Origin of the sequence: Affinundibacterium seohonense (assembly GCF_014284305.1) — a bacterium.
Lineage (GTDB): Bacteria > Pseudomonadota > Gammaproteobacteria > Burkholderiales > Burkholderiaceae_D > Undibacterium > Undibacterium seohonense.
Genome location: NZ_JACOFW010000006.1, coordinates 104,451 through 123,637, shown reverse-complemented (window position 1 = coordinate 123,637; position 19,187 = coordinate 104,451). Strand labels below are relative to the sequence as shown.

Sequence of the window (19,187 nt, the reverse complement as noted above, 5' to 3'; positions counted from 1 at the left end):
CTATATCGCGACTTTCATTCAAGCGCTGTGCTTAGCGAAACAACTACAAGGATAGTCATGCATCGCCAATTTTTCACCTTCGTTCCCAAGATTTCTGCCGTAAGTTTAATTCTGAGTTTGAGCTTAGGCTTAAGTGCTTGTAATCGTCCGACTGAAGCGGTCAATTCTGCCAATAGCGTTGCAGCGATGCAGAGCACTGATTTGGTCGTTGGTACTGGTGTTGTCGCCGAGTCAGGTAAGCAGGTGACCGTGCATTACACAGGTTGGTTGTATGACGCAAAAGCTCCTGGACAACGTGGTGAGCAATTTGATAGTTCGGTAACACGTGGCACGCCATTTAGTTTTCAGCTTGGTGATGGTCAAGTGATTAAAGGCTGGGATCAGGGCGTGGTTGGTATGAAAGTCGGTGGGCATCGTAATTTGATTATTCCATCGGATCTGGCGTACGGTCCGCGTGGACGTGGGCCGATTCCTCCAGCGGCAACTTTGGTATTTGATATCCAGTTAATTGCGGTGAACTAGGGCAGGTATTTTGTATCCAAGCATTGTCTCCGAATGCTTATTAATGAGCGTATTCGCATATTCTTGTTAATCGCGATCATTGATATTGAATGTAATTTATATAGAAAGTCTCGTATGTCAAAAATGAATAAGATTGCTATCGCCCTAGCGCTGAGCTTTGGTTCCTCCGCGATTTTTGCCGCTGAAGTGGGTATTGCTTCGTTTAATTTGGCGTGGATGGGAAGTAAGGATGATTTTAAAAAACATCTCGAAGTTTGTTCTGCTCCGCAGGTGAATTGGTGTGAAACCCGCGCCAGAACCATGCGCAATGCGCAGTCCCCAACGAATGAAGAAGTTGAACGTGCCAAGCAATGTCAGGCGAATTTTGAAACTGCTGCTGGCGGTCCGGAAAAAAGTATGATGGTTGCGCCATGTAATGCCTATCGACTCAATAGCAATAATTGGCAAAATGGGAATGAGTGGTATGTGCAAAAAGTGAATGGCTTGGCTGCGACGATCGATAAGCTGGTGGTCGAAGAGGGAATTTCGATTTTTGCGTTTCAAGAGGTGAGCAATCGCACTGCAATTCAAGATATTTTAGGCAAACATGCAGCAGATTTTGAGTCTTGTGTGGCTGAACACAATGCGTTTCAAACGGTTGGGTTTGCTTGGAAAAAATCGTTAAGCAAAAAGCCGGTCGTTTGTAAGAATGAAGATTCTTTAGCCATCAAAGAAAAAGCCGATGATGTGAAAGGTATTCGTCGTTTACGTCCGGGCGTGGAGTTGAGTTTAACGATACAAGGAAAAACACTGAGTCTATTGAATGTGCATTTGAAATCGTCCTGCGCGAATCTGGTCAACACAGAACGTTATCCTGCACGTTTGCTGACCGATAACGATGCGGCGTGCAAGGTGTTAAATCGTCAAATTGCACCGCTAGAAAATTGGATTGAGGCAGTTGCCGCAAAGACGCCTCTGTTTATCCTCTTGGGTGATTTTAATCGTCGTATTGATGAAGAAGCCGCTGCGAATATTCCTGCAAAAGAAGTGCGCTTGGATGGCTCTGATCCAGCGAGTCCGAACAGCATGGGATCATTTGGTGAAGTGAAATCGCGTGTGATGTGGCAAGAGATTTCGGATGGTGCGCCAAGCTTGGTGCAAATTCCCTTGGCGGAAGGATCTGCGTGCAAAGGCTTCGTTGGTTTAGATCACATTTTGTTTAGCCCTGCATTACATGCGAAACAAGCGCAGGGATTTAACTCGCTTAAATTACCTGTGATTCAAGAAGCAGGGCAGAAGATTATCTCCAGCGATCACTGTCCTCGTATCGTGAAGATGAAGCTCTGAGACCTTTGCGCAAGCTACTGTGCGGCCGAATTTTGAATTTCCGGTGGTAGCAAGTGCTCAAGCACAGGTCCGCTCCTCAATTCAACCCAGAATTTCCATTAGGATTTGAGGTGATGGTGGATGCACTTTTCGAGGCAGTTTTTACGTGAATGAGGCGAAAATAGCTAGCTATTTTCAACGAAGAACGAAAAAAATGACCGAAAATGCGCCGCCAGCGCTCAAATAGCGTCGAAGACGCGCCTAATGGAAAATCTGGGTTCAAACTTCGACCGATCGCTACGGTTCCGCAGCGATCTTTCTGATCTAGCTTAGCTTAGTTTAGTTTGGGAGCTGATTAGTTTTTTCTGAGCTTAGAAAAACTGATTGGTTCCCAAGGACGCATTGCCATCAATACGCCGATACCATGTCGTTTCTTGAGCGGTGATTGCAGACTCTCCGCATGTAGTTCGGCGAATTTTCGCTTGAGTTGTCGTAGTTCAGTTTGCAATTTATTGCTGGCTTCTTCGGTCAGCATGCCGTGGCTGAAAGTGAAGTTTTCCATCTCGTGATGAAAGCGCGAATTGAGAAAGTCAGGCATGCCTTCCTTGCGGAAGTAATCTCGTATCGGGCCGCCGGGTAGCCAATCAAAATCACGGCTGATATTTAAGCGTATGCGGTTGCCGGGTAATAATGTGATGAGGCGCAATTGATCTAGCTTGAGTAAGTGCTTTAAACATTCGGTTTCAGTTAATTTATAAATGCTGAGAATATCCGCCATACTCCAGTGATTGACAGCGCACACCGCGACCATCAGCAGCACGCTGTCTGAGACTAGTTCTTTTTCTTGTGCTGTCGTCAAGGTGGTGAGTTTAGCGTTCGACAAACTCGCCTCTTGTGCTAATTCCGCCAGACTAAATCCCAAAAAATGGCTGATCTCCACGATACGATCGAGGGTGATCGGCGCATCACTGCTATCGCTAAACATGCGCTTGATACTAGCTTCCGACAAATCTAAAGCCGCTGCCACGTCGCGGTAGGTTTTCGCCTGTTGTTTGAGCTGATATTTGATGGTGTTGAGTAGTTGAGTGATTTCTGTCATGGCAGGTTTCGCTGGTTGGCAAGAGTTTGGCTACTGTAGCATTTCGCCTAGGGATTGACTATGGATAGAGTATCGCAAGAAGCAACTTGTTAGCTGTTAATGTGAAACTAAGTAGGCTAAAGTTTTTGATTGCTCTGACATGCTGCATGCTACGCCCTTTCCTTTTTCGGCTAGAAAGCGGTGACAAAAATGACTAAGAAATGGCGCTATTTACCTCTCCTTATCGTGGGAGTTTGTACTCTCTTGATGTTGATGCATGGGACCATACAACAGTATGCGGATTATCACGTTTTTGCTGATACGTCGGCTTATTGGACCATTCCAAATGCACTGGATGTTTTGAGTAATCTCGCTTTTGCTGTGATTGGTCTGCTTGGCTTATTCGCCAGTCGGGCTTATTTTCACCAGCGTTCCTCCAGACGGCACCCCAAAGATTATGCTTATCTATGCTTTGTGTTGAGTATTTTTGCGACCAGTGTGGGATCGACTTTTTATCATTTGGCGCCAGATGATGCACGCTTGTTTTGGGATCGTTTGCCCATTGCGCTAGCATGCGCCACCTTAATTGCCGCCGTACGTACGGAATGTTTCGATCAAGAGTTATTAGCCGCGCGACGTGATTTGATCGCGTTGATTGCGTTCGCTACCGCTTCTGTTTTGTGGTGGCAACAAAGTGGTGATTTACGACCTTATTTAGCTTTGCAATTAATGGCGATTATATTGATCCCGCTTTGGCAGGGAATTTATGCAGCGCCTAAGCGCACACGCTGGATTTATGCTGCTGCGATTGCTTGTTATGTACTGGCGAAAGTTTGTGAAATTGGCGATGCGGCGATTCTATTGCACACCGGTTTGCTGAGTGGACATACGATAAAACATTTGTTGGCGAGTGCTGCCGCTGCTTTGATTATTTGGCATTGGTTGCACCCGAAGTTTCCAAGTGTCGGAAGATCAAGTTCGTGGCCTTCTGCGAAAATTTAGAAATCGAGGTTGGATAAGTATCGAAAATCGCTACGCTACGTAGCGATTTTTCGTACTTTTGAGATAAGTTGAGTAACACTGCAACAAGCTTGGCTGACTGTGTTCCAATCAACTCCTTCTCATTTTTCAACAAGTCATATGCCGCATTATCGTGTATTGCCGCCGATCTTAAATCCATCGCCTAGGCCGCCAGTCGGCCGCGTTTCCATCTCAGAAGTGCCAGCTAAACATGCCTTAAACGTGCAGGGTCAATTGAGGCAAAAAGCCTTGCAGCCTCGTCGCATCGGTTTCATTTATTTGGTGCCAGCAATGATTATGACTACTACTTTGCTGGCCTTAGGGCTATGGTTTTTTCTTGCGGACTGATATCGCTAGTCATTACTAGTTGAGCGATTCGTTAGAGAGACTCCTGCGATCACAAGTAAACCACCAACGATCATCGATATTAATACCGGCTCTTTGAGCATCAGACTGCTCAGCGTGACGCCAAATACCGGCACCAAATTATTAAACACCGCTGTGCGTGCGGGGCCGATGGCTTTGACGCCTTCGTAGTACCAGACAAAACCGATGACCGTGCCAAATATGCCCAAAAAGACAATGGCACTTACCACTTGCCAAGTCAGTTTGCTGGTGTCAAGTAAAGGTAATTGATTGACAGCACCCATGCAGAGCAATGCTAGCCCCCACAATGACGCATAGGTGGTTGCCGCAATGGGTGATAGACCTTTGAGGGCGTGTTTGCCTAAGATCGTGTACGCAGTCCAAGAGCCGACCGCGCCCAACATAAATAATTCGCCAGCACCCATAGAGCTGGAAATGTCATGCACGACACTGAATAAATCTCCCCGCGTAATGACCACCGCGGCACCGAGAAAAGCGATCGCGATTCCCAGCCATTTGATCGCACCTAAACGTTCGCGAAATAATATCGCCATGGATAAAGCCGTGACGATGGGACTGAGGGACACAAATAGGGCGCTGCGTCCTGCTGGCATACGCTCCAGAGCCGCTAGGAAACAAATGTTATACAGAAAAATCCCAGTCGCCCCAAGTCCAAACGTTGCCTGCAATTGTTGACGTGAGAGCTTAGGTAAACCTCCTTCAACGCGCCAGGCTAGCAGAAGTAAAAATACGCACGCAACCAGAAAGCGCCCTGCGGCAGCGATCATGTGTGGAATCTCAGTCGAGACGATGCGACCAGCGATAAAAGTGCCGCCCCAAAATAGTGCAACACAGACCAGTTTCGCGTAAACCGATAACGGTGCTTGTTTCATGGTTTCCATGTTGTCAGATCGCGGTGCTGCGAACAAAACGGTACACATCATCCGCTTCTAAACGGCGTTGCAATTTGCCTTCAAACCAAAGGTAATGGCAATGCGCCAAAGCCTCACCTAAGGCAAAGGTCAATTGATGCGCATCGAGCGGGCGTTTAAACATGATGGGGACGATATCGTGCGCCGATAATGGCGTCGTGCACGCATCTAAGACTTCTTGCAAACGTTCTGCATGATGATCGCGCAATTGTTGGATGCGCTTGTGAATGCCGGTAAAGGGTTTGCCATGCGAAGGCAGCACTAAAACATCGTCCGGCAGATCCGCATACTTTGTTAGAGAGGCCAGATACTGCTTGACCGGATCTGCTTCGGGTTCGGCGGCAAAAACTGACACATTGGTCGATATCCGTGGCAACACCATGTCACCAGCAATCAGACAGTTGAGCGTCGCGCAATACAAAGAAACGTGTTCTGGCGAATGACCAAAACCCGTGATGATGCGCCACTCATGTTGACCGATGGAGATGCTATGACCATCTTGCAGACGATGATAGGAAGTTGGTACGGTCGGAACCAAGCGTGTGTAGTAGGTCTTACGCTCTTGGATTTTGTCCTGCATTTCCGTAGTCACCATGCCATGTTTGCGGAAATGCGGAAACATCGCCGAGCCGTCGACACCAGGCAATCCGGCTGACATCATGCGCGCAAACGCGTACTCACCGGTGCTCATATACAGAGGCGCATTCCAGAGCGAGCAAAGCCAGTCTGCGCTGCCAACATGATCTGGGTGACAGTGGGTCGCGATCACCCGCACGATAGGCAAGCCTTTGAGATGCGAAGCAAACAAAATTTCCCAAGCATCGCGAGTGGCATCGCTATTGATGCCACAGTCAACGACAGTCCAGCCATGCGCTGGTCCTGCTTCGGTGGTGTAGACGTCTTCAATCAACCACAAATTGATATGATTCAGAGCAAAAGGTAGTCCCATACGTATCCACAAGACACCAGGGGCAATTTGTATGGTTTGCCCAGCGTCTGGAATGCGGTCGTTCAAAGGGTAATGTAATTCTTGTTCTAGATGATTCATGGTGATGTGTATGTGGCGCAACAAAGAGGGAGCAGAGGATTTGTAAATTGACGTTTACGTTAACTGCGTTTCAGGTAAGATTCTAAGTTCAAAACGTATTTCATGTTGGCTTTATAGAGGGTTCACCTGCACACATTACGTGTTTTTCAGATAATTTTCTTGCTTTTATTACAGAAAAAAGATTTAGCAATGGCAACTTATACCATCACCGAACTGGCAAAAGAATTCGATATTACGCCGCGGGCAATTCGTTTTTACGAAGATCAAGGCTTGATCAGTCCAAGCCGTGAAGGCCCGAGCGGACGCAATCGTGTGTACTCAGCACGTGAGCGCACACACCTGAAATTAACCTTGCGTGGCAAGCGTTTGGGCTTGAGTCTATCGGAAATTAAACACTTGGTCACAATGTATGACTCGCCTAAAGATACAGAAGTTCAGTTGCAGAGTTTTCTTGATGTCTTGGCGAAACACCGAACGTCGCTAGAGCAACAAAGAGAAGACATCGAAGTCATGCTGGATGAAATCACCGCGCATGAAGAGGAAAGCCAGCGCCTTTTGGGAATTGTTAATAAAGCAAAATCAAGTTCGTAATTATGTAACGATAAATTGTTTGAATTGACGTTTACGTTAACGTCAATTAGAAGTATCATTTTTGACTGACGCAAAACGGGCTTTTAAATCGTTTTGCAAAATTTTTCGACATTCAAGCAGGCATATAATCTCAAGCTCACTTTCTACCGACTTTGAGTCGAACGAGCGAGCTACAGCAGCTTGAAGTCATATCATCATTACTACCTAGATTGGGGACACCATGTTGCACTTACCAGGTTTAACGTTTGATCATGGCGAAGATATCGCCGCATTGCGCGAAGCTGTACAACAATTTGCTGCTGCCGAAATCGCACCGTTGGCCGCCGAGATGGATAAAACAGATCAGTTTCCTATGCATTTGTGGAAAAAAATGGGTGAGATGGGCTTGCACGGCATGACCGTTTCCGAAGAATACGGTGGAGCCAATATGGGCTACTTGGCGCACATTATCGCCATGGAAGAAATTTCCCGCGCTTCGGCTTCCGTTGGTTTGTCCTACGGTGCGCATTCCAATCTGTGCGTGAACCAAATTAATCGCAACGGCAATGCCGAACAAAAAGCGAAATATTTGCCGAAGCTGATTTCTGGTGAACATATTGGTGCTTTGGCGATGTCTGAGCCAAATGCAGGTTCCGATGTCGTGAGCATGAAATTGCGCGCGGATTTGAAAGGCGATCGCTACGTTTTGAACGGTAACAAAATGTGGATCACCAATGGTCCAGATGCAGACACTTTAGTGGTCTACGCGAAAACCGATTTGGAAGCCGGCCCACGTGGCATGACTGCTTTCATCATCGAAAAAGGCTACAAAGGTTTCAGCATTGCGCAAAAACTCGACAAGCTCGGTATGCGCGGTTCGCACACTGGCGAATTGGTGTTCCAAGATTGCGAAGTGCCAGTGGAAAACGTACTCGGTGGCGTTGGTAAAGGCGTCAATGTGTTGATGTCTGGTTTGGATTTTGAACGTGCAGTCTTGTCAGGCGGCCCATTGGGCATTATGCAAGCTTGTATGGACGTCGTGGTTCCTTACATCCATGAACGCAAACAGTTTGGCCAAGCCATCGGCGAATTCCAACTGATGCAAGGCAAGATCGCTGATATGTATTCCACCATGATGGCATGTAAGGCATACGTCTATGCGGTTGGCGAAGCATGTGTACGTGCGAAAACACCGGAGGCAACACGTGCTTTGCGTAAAGACGCAGCCGGCGCGATTTTGTACTCCGCAGAAAAGGCGACTTGGATGGCGGGTGAAGCTATCCAAACATTAGGCGGCAATGGCTATATCAACGAATACTCTGTTGGTCGTTTGTGGCGTGATGCGAAGTTGTATGAGATTGGTGCTGGTACGAGTGAAATACGTCGTATGCTCATCGGCCGTGAACTATTCGCCGAAACCCTGTAATGACGCATTGATAAATCCGATTCTGGGGTGCATTTCGGCGTTGCCGATCCTCGCAATATCGACATATTGCTGCGGGCGGCGCCTTGAACTGCCTCCCCATAATCGAATTTCTCAACGGTCATTGGTTAGTTGTATTCAATGATGAAAATCGTTGAACTGGGTTCCTTGCCAGTTTGTATTGAGAGGTTTTGAATCGGTTGACGCTTATGCCCCAAATCGCCTTTCCTAAATTGTTGTCTTCGCAAATTGCATTCGACATTGCAAGGACCATACTCGACGGTTTTGATAAGCATTACCGTTTGTTCCGTGCGACGACGCAGATGGCGAAGCAGCGTTTTGAACGCGGCGATTGGAAAGCAGCACAAGAAGATGCGCGTGAGCGGATTGCGTACTATGACAAGCGCGCCAAGGAATGTGTACAAATTCTCGAAGATGAATACGACAATGATGATCTGACTGATGAGGTGTGGCGCGAAGTGAAGCTGCATTACATGGGTTTGCTGATCGACCATTTGCGTCCCGAATTGGCAGAGACTTTCTTCAATACGGTCTGCACCAAACTTTTACACCGCACCTACTTCCACAACGACTTCATTTTCGTGCGTCCCGCCACGGCGACCGACTATATCGAACGTGACGATACACCAGCCACCTATCGCGTTTACTATCCCGCAGCCGATGGCTTAAGCTTTAGCTTAAAACGCATCGTCACCAATTTTCAGTTGCAAACACCGTTCGCGCATCTCGATGATGATCTGGCGAAAGTGGAAGCGCGTCTGTTAGAACAATTTGGTGACATGCGTTTTGAACCGAATCATCAGTTCCAAGTTTTAGCGAGTTTGTTCTTCCGTAATAAAGCCGCTTACATTATTGGAAAAAGTATCAACGGCAATCAAGAAATGCCCTTCGTGATTCCCATCATTCACAACAAGAATCGTGAATTGATTTTGGATACCGTGCTCTTCGATAACATGCACATCACCGTCTTGTTCTCATTCACACGTGCCTATTTCATGGTCGACATGGATGTGCCATCGGCCTATGTGCAATTCATACGCAGCATCTTGCCGCGCAAGCCGCGCAGTGAGATTTACACCATGTTGGGTTTGCAAAAGCACGGTAAAAATTTGTTCTATCGTGATTTCTTGCATCACCTTAAATACTCATCTGACATCATCGAGGCTGCGCCTGGTATTCGCGGGCTCGTGATGTTGGTGTTCGCATTGCCATCGTTTCCCTACGTCTTTAAGCTAATCAAGGACAGCTTCCCACCGCCAAAGGAAACCACTAAAGCTTTGATCAAAGAAAAGTATCAACTGGTTAAAAATCATGATCGCGTGGGTCGCTTGGCAGATACTTTGGAATATTCTGACGTAGCCTTTCCACGCGCGCGTTTTTCTGAGGATTTGTTGGCAGAAATTCGACGCTATGCACCGTCGATCTTGGAAGTGAATGATGATGAAGTCATCATCAAGCATCTGTACATCGAACGTCGCATGACGCCATTGAATATCTGGCTGACAGAAGCAGAGCAAAAGGGTGATGACGCCGCGATGGAACATGCGATAGTCGAGTACGGCAATGCAATCAAAGAATTGGTCGGGGCAAATATTTTCCCTGGCGATATGTTGTACAAAAACTTCGGTGTAACACGTCATAAACGTGTCGTTTTTTATGACTACGATGAGATCGAAACCATCGTGGATTGCAATTTCAGAACGATCCCTTTGCCACGCAATGAAGAAGATGAAATGTCAGCCGAGCCTTGGTATCCGATAGGAAAATACGATGTATTCCCAGAGCAGTTCGGTACCTTCTTATTGGGTAACGCCAAGGTCAAACAGTATTTTATGAAACACCATGCTGACTTGCTGACTGCGAAGTATTGGCAAGATCGGAAAGAACGAATTGTGAAGGGTAAGGTCGATGATGTTTTTCCTTACCCGCAAAGTATCAGATTTGTGAATTAGCGGTTTAAAAATTATCAAAAACTACGAACAATTTAATTGGAGAAAACCATGAATGATCCTATCGTTATCGTCGGCGCAGCTCGCACTCCTATGGGCGCGTTTCAAAGTGATTTCGCGTCTTTGACTGCGAGCCAACTCGGTGCAGTGGCGATCAAAGCAGCTGTCGAACGTGCAGGCCTTAAGCCAGAGTTGGTCGAAGAAGTTTTGTTCGGTAACTGCTTGATGGCAGGTCAAGGCCAAGCACCAGCGCGTCAAGCTTTGTTGGCAGCGGGCTTGCCATTTTCGACTGGTGCGGTCACTTTATCTAAGATGTGCGGCTCTGCGATGAAAGCCACGATGATGGCCTATGATTCCTTACTGGCTGGCAGCAACGACGTGTTGGTCACTGGCGGTATGGAATCGATGACGAATGCCCCATACATCATTCCTAAGGCACGTGGCGGCTATCGTATCGGTCACGGTACGATCATGGATCACATGATGCTTGATGGTTTGGAAGATGCTTATGATAAAGGCCGCTCCATGGGCACATTTGCAGAAGATTGCTCCGCGAAATACGGCTTCACACGTGAAGCACAAGACGCATTTGCGATCGCCTCCGTAACACGCGCACAAAACGCAGCGAGCAGCGGCGCATTTTCTTGGGAAATCGCCCCAGTGACGGTATCTGGTCGCGGTGGTGATGTTGTTATCGATAAAGACGAAGGTCCATTGAAAGCCAAGCTCGACAAAATTCCAAATTTGAAGCCCGCATTCAAAAAAGACGGCACGATCACCGCAGCATCTTCCTCGTCCATCAATGACGGTGCAGCAGCCTTGGTATTGATGCGCGAATCCAAAGCCAAAGAATTGGGTTTAACACCAATCGCAAAAATTCTCGGTCATGCAACCCACGCACAAGAACCAGGCTGGTTCACGACAGCGCCAGTTGGTTCTATCGAAAAGCTCTACAAAAAAATCGGTTGGACGACGGCGGATGTCGATTTGTTCGAAGTCAACGAAGCATTCGCCGCAGTGCCAATGGCAGCGATGCATGACCTCGGTATTTCTCACGACAAGATGAACGTCCACGGTGGTGCATGTGCGTTGGGTCACCCAATCGGCGCATCTGGCGCGCGTATCATCGTGACACTGATCGGTGCTCTGAAAGCACGCGGCGGTAAGCGTGGTGTGGCGTCTTTGTGCATCGGTGGTGGTGAAGCGACCGCGATGGCGATTGAGTTGGTGTAATCGCCTGAATTATTGACGTAGGTTGGGCTGCAAAGCCCAACATCAATCTGTAGAGAATCTTACGCTCTGCGAGTGAAGTAAAAAACGGAGTAAAAGCAATGCCAACAGCCTTAATCATCGGAGCCTCACGCGGCATAGGTCACGAATTTGCGCGGCAATACAAAGCAGCAGGTTGGCGTGTGATCGCTACTGCACGCAAGTCCGACGACCTCGCGCAATTGACCGCACATGGTTGTGAAGCGCTGCCTTTGGATGTAAACAACTTGAATGATTGCGCAGGATTGGCTTGGCGCCTCGACGATGAAAAAATCGATGTTGCCATTTTGAATGCGGGTGTATTTGGTAGTAGAACAAATGGTTTGCAATCGCCACAGCAAGAAGAGTTTGATCAAGTCATGCATACCAATGTGTTAGCTGCAATGCGCTTACTGCCTTTGGTATTGCCTATGGTTGAAAATGCCGGTGGCAAGTTGGCTGTGTTGTCCTCACGTATGGGATCCATCGGTTTGCGTGAAAACAATGTGGCATGGCTGTATCGCGCCAGCAAAGCCGCATTGAATTCCGTATTGAAAGATGCCTCACTTAGTACGCAAAAAGCGACATGCATCGCATTTCATCCGGGTTGGGTGCAAACTGATATGGGTGGTATCGGTGCTGAGATTAGTGTCGATGTCAGCGTCGCCGGCATGCGTCAAGTCATTGCGGAAAGTAGCCGCGTGCAGAATGGGCAATTTTTGAGTTATGACGGAGTAACTATTGAATGGTAAGTCGAGAGGTGTCTATTAAATGACTAAATGGCCGAAGGATCGAGTTGTTGTGGCAAGCGATATGAGTTCGCGTGACGGTATTGGAGTCGAGATATATAGGAATGACGAGCTCGTTATTGAAATATTTCGCGACGATAGTGAAAAGACCCGAACAGTGACGCTCTTCAAAAAGTCTGTCTCTTTAGAATTGATGAATGAAGCGATCGAGACTTTTAAGCGTGAAATTCCTTGGGACTTTATTGATTACGACAAACTTATTGCAGACGATCAATCTAGAAGCTGACTTTTCAAATTTCGAGAATTTAAGAAACGAGTAAAACATGCAATTAACATCAGAACACGAAATGATCCGCGACGCAGTGCGTAGCTTTGTGCAAGAACGCATCACGCCAAATGCCGCACGTTGGGATAAAGAACATCATTTTCCAGCCGAGGAATTGAAAGAGCTCGCGACGATGGGCGCCTATGGTGTGGCGGTGCCAGAAGAATTGGGCGGCGCAGGCATGGATTATTTGTCTCTGGCTTTAGTGCTGGAAGAAATTGCTGCCGGTGATGGTGGAACCTCGACTGTGGTGTCGGTGAATAACTGCCCTGTTTGCAGCATAGGCATGATGTATGCGAATGCCGCACAAAAAGAACAATGGCTGCGCCCGTTAGCACAAGGCGACATGTTAGGCGCATTTTGCTTAACGGAACCCCATGCTGGCAGTGATGCTTCCGATTTGCGTACGACGGCAAAGAAAGAAGGCGATGAATATGTCTTGAATGGCGTGAAGCAATTTATCACCAGCGGTAAGCATGCCGATGTGGCGATCGTGATGGCCGTGACCGATAAAGCGGCCGGCAAAAAAGGGATCAGCGCGTTTTGGGTCGATACCAAAACGCCAGGCTATATCGTTGCGAGCCTTGAACATAAGATGGGTCAGCATTCTTCCGATACAGCGCAGATTCTGTTTGAGAATTGCCGTATTCCCGCCGCCAATTTAATCGGTGAAGAAGGTCAGGGCTATAAGATCGCTTTGTCTGGTTTAGAAGGCGGCCGCATCGGTATCGCCTCGCAATCGGTCGGTATGGCACGTGCTGCATTCGAAGCCGCTTTGGCTTATGCGAAAGATCGCCGCACGTTTGGCAAAGCAATCTTTGAACACCAAGCCGTACAGTTCCGTTTGGCGGATATGGCGACGCAAATCGAAGCAGCACGCCAATTGATCTGGCATGCAGCGAGTATGAAAGATGCGGGTAAGCCGTGCTTGAAAGAAGCAGCGATGGCGAAATTGTTTGCGTCGGAAATGGCGGAAAAAGTGTGTTCCGATGCGATTCAAATTCATGGTGGTTATGGTTACGTCAGCGACTTCCCAGTTGAGCGTATCTACCGTGATGTGCGTGTGTGTCAGATCTATGAAGGTAGTTCGGATATTCAGAAGATTTTGATTGGTCGTGGTTTGTTGGATTGAGTTTGGGTACAGTATTTGATAAATCAGCGTGTAAATTAACCGAGCATTAAGTTAACCGTCATTCCCGCGAAGGCGGGAATCCAGTGACTTTGGTTTTCGGTTTACTGCTAAAACTTTTTAGAGACTGAAAGAACGACGCTGGATTCCCGCCTACGCGGGAATGACGGAAACGAAGTGTGCAGTACCTGTAATAAATCACGAATTGAATTGGAGAGTCATAATGAACAATCGCATCGAATACTGGTTTGACTACGTTTCACCGTACGCCTATCTAACCACGCAAGTAATAGAAGAGCTCGCAGCAAAATATGGTCGCGAGATCGATTGGAAGCCGATGTTATTGGGCGTGGTGTTCAAGACCACCAACTCTAGTCCATTAACAATGCGCCCACCGATGATGGCGAGCTATCACAAGCAAGATATGTTGCGTTCAGCGCGCTATGCGGGTTTGCCATTTGTCTTGCCTGAGCCATTTCCTATCAATACACAAAACACGGCACGCGTTTGTTTGTGGATGAAAGAAGTCGCACCTGAACGTGTTGGTGAATTCACGCGTTTGGTGACGAAAGCTTACTTTTCCGGCCCCGCGGGATTGAATGATATTGCGTGGTTAGCAGAATACGTAAATCAAATGGGCTTAGATGGCGCTGCCGCTGCCGCAGCATGTAGAGACGAACGCTATAAAGCGCAGTTGAATGCGGCTTGCGAAGAAGCTGTGAGCAAAGGCGTGTTCGGTGCACCTTGGGTGATTGTCGATGGCGAACCGTTCTGGGGCAATGATCGCTTGCCACAATTAGAAAAATGGTTAGCGACGGGCGGTTTTTAAAAGAGCTATGTTGAACCGCAGAGGCGCAGAGAACGCAGAGAAATACATATAGAACTCTGCGACCTCTGCGCCTCTGCGGCAAAGAATTTGGTCTTAAGGAAATGCATGATGAAAAAAGGCTACAAACAATTAGTCGACGAAGCAAACGCACAGATCAAAACCTATAGCGTGGCCGAAGCGCAGGCGAAGTTAGGCGATCCGCAAGTGCAATTCATCGACGTCCGCGATATTCGTGAGCTTGAAAGAGAGGGCATCGTTCCCGGCGCGTTTCATGCCCCACGCGGCATGATCGAATTTTGGGTCGACCCAGATTCGCCTTACTTCAATCCCGTGTTCGGCGAGAACAAAGAATTCATTCTATTTTGCGCGGCCGGATGGCGCAGTGCTTTGACGACTAAGACCGTGCAAGACATGGGCTTAGAAAATGTCGCGCACATCGATGGTGGCTTTGGTGCATGGAAAGCAGCAGGGGCGCCTACGGCGGTGAAAGAAAGTAAGAAAGCATAAAAATTATGGATGAAAAACTTCAGCAATTGTTGGAATTAGTGGATAGTGAAGAGTCGTTTGTGCGCTTCATTGAAGGTTTGTCTCAAGATTGGTATGACTCAGAAGCGAAAGAAATAGAAGCTCCGAGTTCTCCGTACGGTCGTGGCCACAACGGTTGGGAAAATGGAACGATTGGTGGTTTTTTGGAATCTGCGGCAGCGTGGGCGGTTGCATCGAAGAAAGATACAGAATTCTATAAGAAGCCAGAAAATCCATGGCGCTGTGCAGCAGAGATCATTTACATGGGAAAAATTTACGAGTAGCCAGGACCTTGTCGGTATTTGGTTTTGACTTTCATCCGCTTCTGAACAGCCAATGATGCGACACAGAAAATGGAAAAAGAAAGCGTTGCTGTTTGAGCGTAGCGAGTTTCAACGCTTTCCCATTTTTTGTTTCGCAGCATTGGGAACCCGAAGGGCTGTGAAGTGCGGTCGCCTTTTTTGGGTTACCTTTTTTGGCGAAGCAAAAAAGGTAACTGGCTGTCGGGCCACCCCCGACCTGTACAAGATGAATTTGTGTTGAAGTAATTTTCGTTTAGAAATTTAGGCAAAGTGTGAGCAAAACAATCTGCCCCTGTGGCTCCAACAAAGAATTCGAGCAATGCTGCCAACGCTACATCAGCGGTGCAGAGTTCGCACCAACAGCAGAAGCACTGATGCGTTCGCGTTACACCGCATACACGCTCAACGATGAAGCGTATCTGCGAGCGACTTGGGATGAGCGAACTTGCCCTAAAGAGCGCATCGTCGATGGTGGTGCATCGAAGTGGTTAGGTTTGGAAGTGAAGAAACATGAAGCACAAGAAAAAGAGGCGATGGTGGAATTTGTCGCCCGGTACAAAATTGGTGGCAAAGCCCATCGCTTGCACGAGAAGAGTCGGTTCGTGAAGTTTGATGGAAAATGGTTTTATGTTGATGGAATTTACGAATAAAAAGCTTAACCGCAGAGGCGCGAAGGACGCAGAGAAATCTCTTAAAAATCCTCTGCGAACTCTGCGCCTCTGCGGCAAATGCTTTTAAAAAAATGTGCAGGTTTTTCGGATAAACAATTATGACAACCCTAGAATCCAAATTAAATCCTCGCTCTGAGGACTTCAAAGCCAACGCTGCGGCGATGCAATTGATCGTCGATGACCTTAAAGAAAAGGTCGCCAAAATTGCGTTGGGCGGCGGTGAAGAAGCGCGTCAAAAGCATCTCGGTCGCGGCAAATTGTTGCCACGTGATCGTGTGCAAAACTTACTCGATCCAGGTACGCCTTTCCTAGAGTTTTCTCAGCTCGCGGCCTTCAATATGTACAAAGAAAAGAATGATGCGGATGCTGCACCAAGTGCGGGTGTCATCACAGGAATCGGTCGCGTTGCTGGGCAAGAATGCGTGATCGTCTGTAACGATGCGACGGTGAAGGGTGGTACCTACTATCCGCTCACGGTTAAAAAACATTTACGTGCGCAAGAAATCGCTGAGCAAAACAATTTGCCTTGTATTTATTTGGTGGATAGCGGTGGTGCGAATTTGCCGAATCAAGAAGACGTGTTTCCAGACCGTGATCACTTCGGTCGTATCTTCTATAACCAAGCGAATATGTCGGCCAAAGGCATTCCACAAATCGCGGTGGTGATGGGCTCTTGTACCGCCGGCGGTGCGTATGTGCCGGCGATGAGCGATGAGTCTATTATCGTTAAGAATCAAGGTACGATTTTCCTCGGCGGCCCACCATTGGTGAAAGCGGCAACGGGCGAAGTTGTGAGTGCGGAAGACTTGGGTGGTGGCGACGTCCACACACGTTTATCGGGTGTGGTCGATCATTTGGCGCAAAACGATACGCATGCCCTCGCGATGGCGCGTCAAATCGTGTCGAATTTGAACCGTCAAAAACCACAAACCGTGGTGATGAAATCCGTGGAAGAGCCTAAGTATCCGGCGAGTGAATTGTATGGCGTCATTCCGGTTGATACACGCAAGCCTTTCGATGTGCGTGAAGTGATTGCGCGTGTGGTGGACGGTAGCCATTTCGATGAATTCAAAGCGCGCTATGGCACGACCTTGGTCTGCGGTTTCGCGCATATTCACGGTATGCCAGTCGGCATCATCGCCAATAACGGTATTTTGTTTTCTGAATCCGCATTAAAGGGCACGCACTTCATCGAACTGTGCTGCCAGCGTAAGATCCCACTGATATTTTTGCAGAACATCACGGGCTTTATGGTTGGACGCAAATATGAAAACGAAGGTATTGCGCGTAATGGTGCCAAGATGGTGACAGCGGTAGCGACTGCAAACGTGCCGAAGTTCACAGTCATTATCGGTGGAAGTTTTGGTGCAGGTAACTATGGTATGTGCGGCCGCGCTTATTCTCCACGCTTCATGTGGATGTGGCCAAACGCCCGTATCTCGGTCATGGGTGGCGAGCAAGCAGCGAGCGTGTTGGCAACAGTGCGTCGTGACGGCATCGAAGGTAAAGGCGGCAGCTGGAGTGCGGAAGAAGAAGCCGCGTTTAAACAACCGATCAAAGATCAGTACGAACACCAAGGCCATCCTTACTATGCGTCTGCACGCTTATGGGATGACGGTGTGATTGATCCGGCGGATACGCGTATGGTGCTTGGATTGGGATTGTCGGCTGCACTCAATGCGCCGATTCCAGATGCGAAGTTCGGGATATTCCGCATGTAACGGTCATCGCGCTAAATCCAATTCTCGGGCGCATTGCTGTGTCGCAAATCCTCGCAATATCGACATATTGCTCCGGTTTGCTTCTTGCACTGCATCCCGATAATTGAATTTTTCGCATTGACCTTGCCTCCAGAGAAGTTGTAGAAAATCGTAAGAAGGAAGTCTCATGTACCAAACCCTAACACTCACTCGCGACAACAAAGTCGCCACAGTCACTCTAAATCGTCCCGATGTGCGCAATGCATTTAACGAAACGACGATTGCTGAGATTACGCAGGTGTTTAATGAATTGAGTAGCGATAACAGTATTCGTGCAATTGTGTTGGCGGCGAATGGTCCGGCGTTTTGCGCTGGCGCTGATCTCAATTGGATGAAGAAGATGGCGGACTACACGCACGCTGAAAATCTCGCCGATGCGGGGCAACTAGCAGCGATGTTGTCAGCGATTTATACCTGTAGCAAACCAGTCGTAGCGCAAGCGCAGGGCGATTGCTATGCCGGCGGTATGGGCTTGGTGGCGGCATGTGACGTCATCATCTCGGTCGATACCGCGCAATTTTGTTTGAGTGAGGTCAAGTTAGGATTGATTCCTGCAACGATTTCACCGTATGTGATTAAGGCCATGGGCGAAAATGCTGCACGTCGTTACTTCCTGACAGCGGAGCGTTTCGATGCGGCGCAAGCCTTGCGCATAGGTTTTGTGCATGAAGTGGTCGGCGCAGACGCGCTAACAGCGAAAGTAGCGGAAATCGTCAAAGCACTGGTAACCAACAGCCCGAATGCGGTCGCCCAAGCCAAGGTGTTAGTACGTGATGTGGGCGGTCGTGAAATTACACCGGAGTTGATTGCAAATACCGTAGAAGGCATCGCCGTGATCCGCGCCTCCGAAGAAGGGCGTGAGGGAGTGCGGTCTTTCTTAGAGAAACGCAAGCCGAGCTGGCTCAGTTGAGCAAGAATTGATCACGTATAATGGCGGGTTAGATAGTTGTTCCCCCTTCTCCCGCAAGCGGGAGAAGGGTTGGGGATGAGGGTGCTCAAGGTTTCTGCAAGGCAAGCGAAGTACTAGCATTGCAGATTTCTGAATCCCCCTCACCCTAACCCTCTCCCGCCCGCGGGAGAGGGGATGAAAAGCAAATTCGTAGATCAAAAGTTGGTGAGAAATATGCGTTATTTTCAAGTTGATTGGTTACAGGAAAACGATGAATACCCTATCACGATCTTTGCTGAAATCGATGATGAAGGTTGGGAAATACGCAAGATAGAAGTTTTTCGAGATCGACACAAAGGTTTCGCTGAGAATTTTGAAGATGAGGGCGAGACTATGTTAGGTGAAAAGCCTTGGCCCGAAATTGAGGTTATCGTGTCCGATGATCAATTTAAAGCTAGGGAATTAAGCTCCGCTGAATTCGAATCAGAATGGTTAAAACGATTTGAGAATTCGTAGGGCGGGTGCA

At 48.0% G+C, this 19,187-nt stretch carries 21 protein-coding genes; 18 read left to right on the top strand and 3 right to left on the bottom strand.

Annotated features, from left to right (window positions below; translation table 11 throughout):
* Nucleotides 1–57 precede the first annotated feature (57 nt).
* Together H8K52_RS07605 and H8K52_RS07600 are read left to right on the top strand one after the other, a co-directional pair.
* A complete protein-coding gene (locus tag H8K52_RS07605; protein ID WP_186922299.1) occupies nucleotides 58–522 on the top strand; it encodes an FKBP-type peptidyl-prolyl cis-trans isomerase in 465 nt (154 codons plus the stop codon).
* Nucleotides 523–636: 114 nt separating this feature from the next.
* A complete protein-coding gene (locus H8K52_RS07600) occupies nucleotides 637–1,848 on the top strand; it encodes an exonuclease/endonuclease/phosphatase family protein (protein WP_186922298.1) in 1,212 nt (403 codons plus the stop codon).
* Between the two features lie 334 nt (nucleotides 1,849–2,182).
* Here the strand turns inward: H8K52_RS07600 and H8K52_RS07595 are convergent, their stop codons facing one another.
* Nucleotides 2,183–2,926, bottom strand: coding sequence for a helix-turn-helix domain-containing protein (locus tag H8K52_RS07595; protein WP_186922297.1), 744 nt, complete (start codon nucleotides 2,924–2,926; stop codon nucleotides 2,183–2,185).
* Between the two features lie 189 nt (nucleotides 2,927–3,115).
* Between H8K52_RS07595 and H8K52_RS07590 the strand changes: the two genes are divergently transcribed.
* Both H8K52_RS07590 and H8K52_RS07585 read left to right on the top strand, forming a co-directional pair.
* The gene (locus H8K52_RS07590; RefSeq protein WP_186922296.1) at nucleotides 3,116–3,907 is read left to right on the top strand and encodes a hypothetical protein; all 792 of its coding nucleotides are present in this window, start codon (nucleotides 3,116–3,118) and stop codon (nucleotides 3,905–3,907) included.
* A gap of 138 nt (nucleotides 3,908–4,045) precedes the next feature.
* The gene (locus H8K52_RS07585; protein ID WP_186922295.1) at nucleotides 4,046–4,273 is read left to right on the top strand and encodes a hypothetical protein; all 228 of its coding nucleotides are present in this window, start codon (nucleotides 4,046–4,048) and stop codon (nucleotides 4,271–4,273) included.
* Between the two features lie 5 nt (nucleotides 4,274–4,278).
* Here H8K52_RS07585 and H8K52_RS07580 read toward each other — a convergent pair whose 3' ends face one another.
* Together H8K52_RS07580 and H8K52_RS07575 are read right to left on the bottom strand one after the other, a co-directional pair.
* Nucleotides 4,279–5,184 (bottom strand): DMT family transporter, encoded by a 906-nt coding sequence (locus tag H8K52_RS07580; RefSeq protein WP_246464342.1) that lies wholly within the window; start codon nucleotides 5,182–5,184, stop codon nucleotides 4,279–4,281.
* 13 nt (nucleotides 5,185–5,197) lie between these two features.
* Entirely contained in the window at nucleotides 5,198–6,271 is a 1,074-nt protein-coding gene (locus H8K52_RS07575) for an MBL fold metallo-hydrolase (RefSeq protein WP_186922293.1), read from the bottom strand.
* A 189-nt stretch (nucleotides 6,272–6,460) separates the two neighbouring features.
* Here H8K52_RS07575 and H8K52_RS07570 point away from each other — a divergent pair, with 189 nt between their 5' ends.
* From H8K52_RS07570 to H8K52_RS07505, 14 genes are all read left to right on the top strand, one after another.
* On the top strand, nucleotides 6,461–6,862 hold the full coding sequence (locus H8K52_RS07570; RefSeq protein ID WP_186922292.1) for a MerR family transcriptional regulator: 402 nt from the start codon (nucleotides 6,461–6,463) through the stop codon (nucleotides 6,860–6,862).
* 220 nt (nucleotides 6,863–7,082) lie between these two features.
* A complete protein-coding gene (locus tag H8K52_RS07565; protein ID WP_186922291.1) occupies nucleotides 7,083–8,267 on the top strand; it encodes an isovaleryl-CoA dehydrogenase in 1,185 nt (394 codons plus the stop codon).
* Between the two features lie 206 nt (nucleotides 8,268–8,473).
* Nucleotides 8,474–10,237: a bifunctional isocitrate dehydrogenase kinase/phosphatase gene (aceK, locus tag H8K52_RS07560; protein WP_186922290.1), complete on the top strand. Its 1,764-nt coding sequence runs from the start codon at nucleotides 8,474–8,476 to the stop codon at nucleotides 10,235–10,237.
* A 48-nt stretch (nucleotides 10,238–10,285) separates the two neighbouring features.
* Nucleotides 10,286–11,467 carry an acetyl-CoA C-acetyltransferase gene (locus tag H8K52_RS07555; RefSeq protein WP_186922289.1) on the top strand — a complete coding sequence of 394 codons (1,182 nt, stop codon included), beginning with the start codon at nucleotides 10,286–10,288 and terminating at the stop codon, nucleotides 11,465–11,467.
* Nucleotides 11,468–11,565: 98 nt separating this feature from the next.
* Nucleotides 11,566–12,234, top strand: coding sequence for an SDR family oxidoreductase (locus H8K52_RS07550; protein WP_186922288.1), 669 nt, complete (start codon nucleotides 11,566–11,568; stop codon nucleotides 12,232–12,234).
* A gap of 19 nt (nucleotides 12,235–12,253) precedes the next feature.
* Nucleotides 12,254–12,517, top strand: a complete 264-nt coding sequence (locus H8K52_RS07545; protein WP_186922287.1) for a hypothetical protein — start codon at nucleotides 12,254–12,256, stop codon at nucleotides 12,515–12,517.
* Between the two features lie 37 nt (nucleotides 12,518–12,554).
* Nucleotides 12,555–13,688, top strand: a complete 1,134-nt coding sequence (locus H8K52_RS07540; RefSeq protein ID WP_186922286.1) for an acyl-CoA dehydrogenase family protein — start codon at nucleotides 12,555–12,557, stop codon at nucleotides 13,686–13,688.
* Nucleotides 13,689–13,908: 220 nt separating this feature from the next.
* Nucleotides 13,909–14,514, top strand: a complete 606-nt coding sequence (locus tag H8K52_RS07535; RefSeq protein WP_186922285.1) for a 2-hydroxychromene-2-carboxylate isomerase — start codon at nucleotides 13,909–13,911, stop codon at nucleotides 14,512–14,514.
* A gap of 108 nt (nucleotides 14,515–14,622) precedes the next feature.
* On the top strand, nucleotides 14,623–15,021 hold the full coding sequence (locus H8K52_RS07530) for a rhodanese-like domain-containing protein (RefSeq protein WP_186922284.1): 399 nt from the start codon (nucleotides 14,623–14,625) through the stop codon (nucleotides 15,019–15,021).
* Nucleotides 15,022–15,026: 5 nt separating this feature from the next.
* Nucleotides 15,027–15,323: a DUF7660 family protein gene (locus tag H8K52_RS07525; protein WP_186922283.1), complete on the top strand. Its 297-nt coding sequence runs from the start codon at nucleotides 15,027–15,029 to the stop codon at nucleotides 15,321–15,323.
* A 290-nt stretch (nucleotides 15,324–15,613) separates the two neighbouring features.
* The gene (locus H8K52_RS07520; RefSeq protein WP_186922282.1) at nucleotides 15,614–15,991 is read left to right on the top strand and encodes a YchJ family metal-binding protein; all 378 of its coding nucleotides are present in this window, start codon (nucleotides 15,614–15,616) and stop codon (nucleotides 15,989–15,991) included.
* Between the two features lie 119 nt (nucleotides 15,992–16,110).
* Nucleotides 16,111–17,733, top strand: a complete 1,623-nt coding sequence (locus H8K52_RS07515; RefSeq protein WP_186922281.1) for a carboxyl transferase domain-containing protein — start codon at nucleotides 16,111–16,113, stop codon at nucleotides 17,731–17,733.
* A 166-nt stretch (nucleotides 17,734–17,899) separates the two neighbouring features.
* Nucleotides 17,900–18,682, top strand: coding sequence for an enoyl-CoA hydratase/isomerase family protein (locus tag H8K52_RS07510; RefSeq protein ID WP_186922280.1), 783 nt, complete (start codon nucleotides 17,900–17,902; stop codon nucleotides 18,680–18,682).
* A 174-nt stretch (nucleotides 18,683–18,856) separates the two neighbouring features.
* A complete protein-coding gene (locus tag H8K52_RS07505) occupies nucleotides 18,857–19,177 on the top strand; it encodes a DUF6881 domain-containing protein (RefSeq protein WP_186922279.1) in 321 nt (106 codons plus the stop codon).
* Nucleotides 19,178–19,187 lie beyond the last annotated feature (10 nt).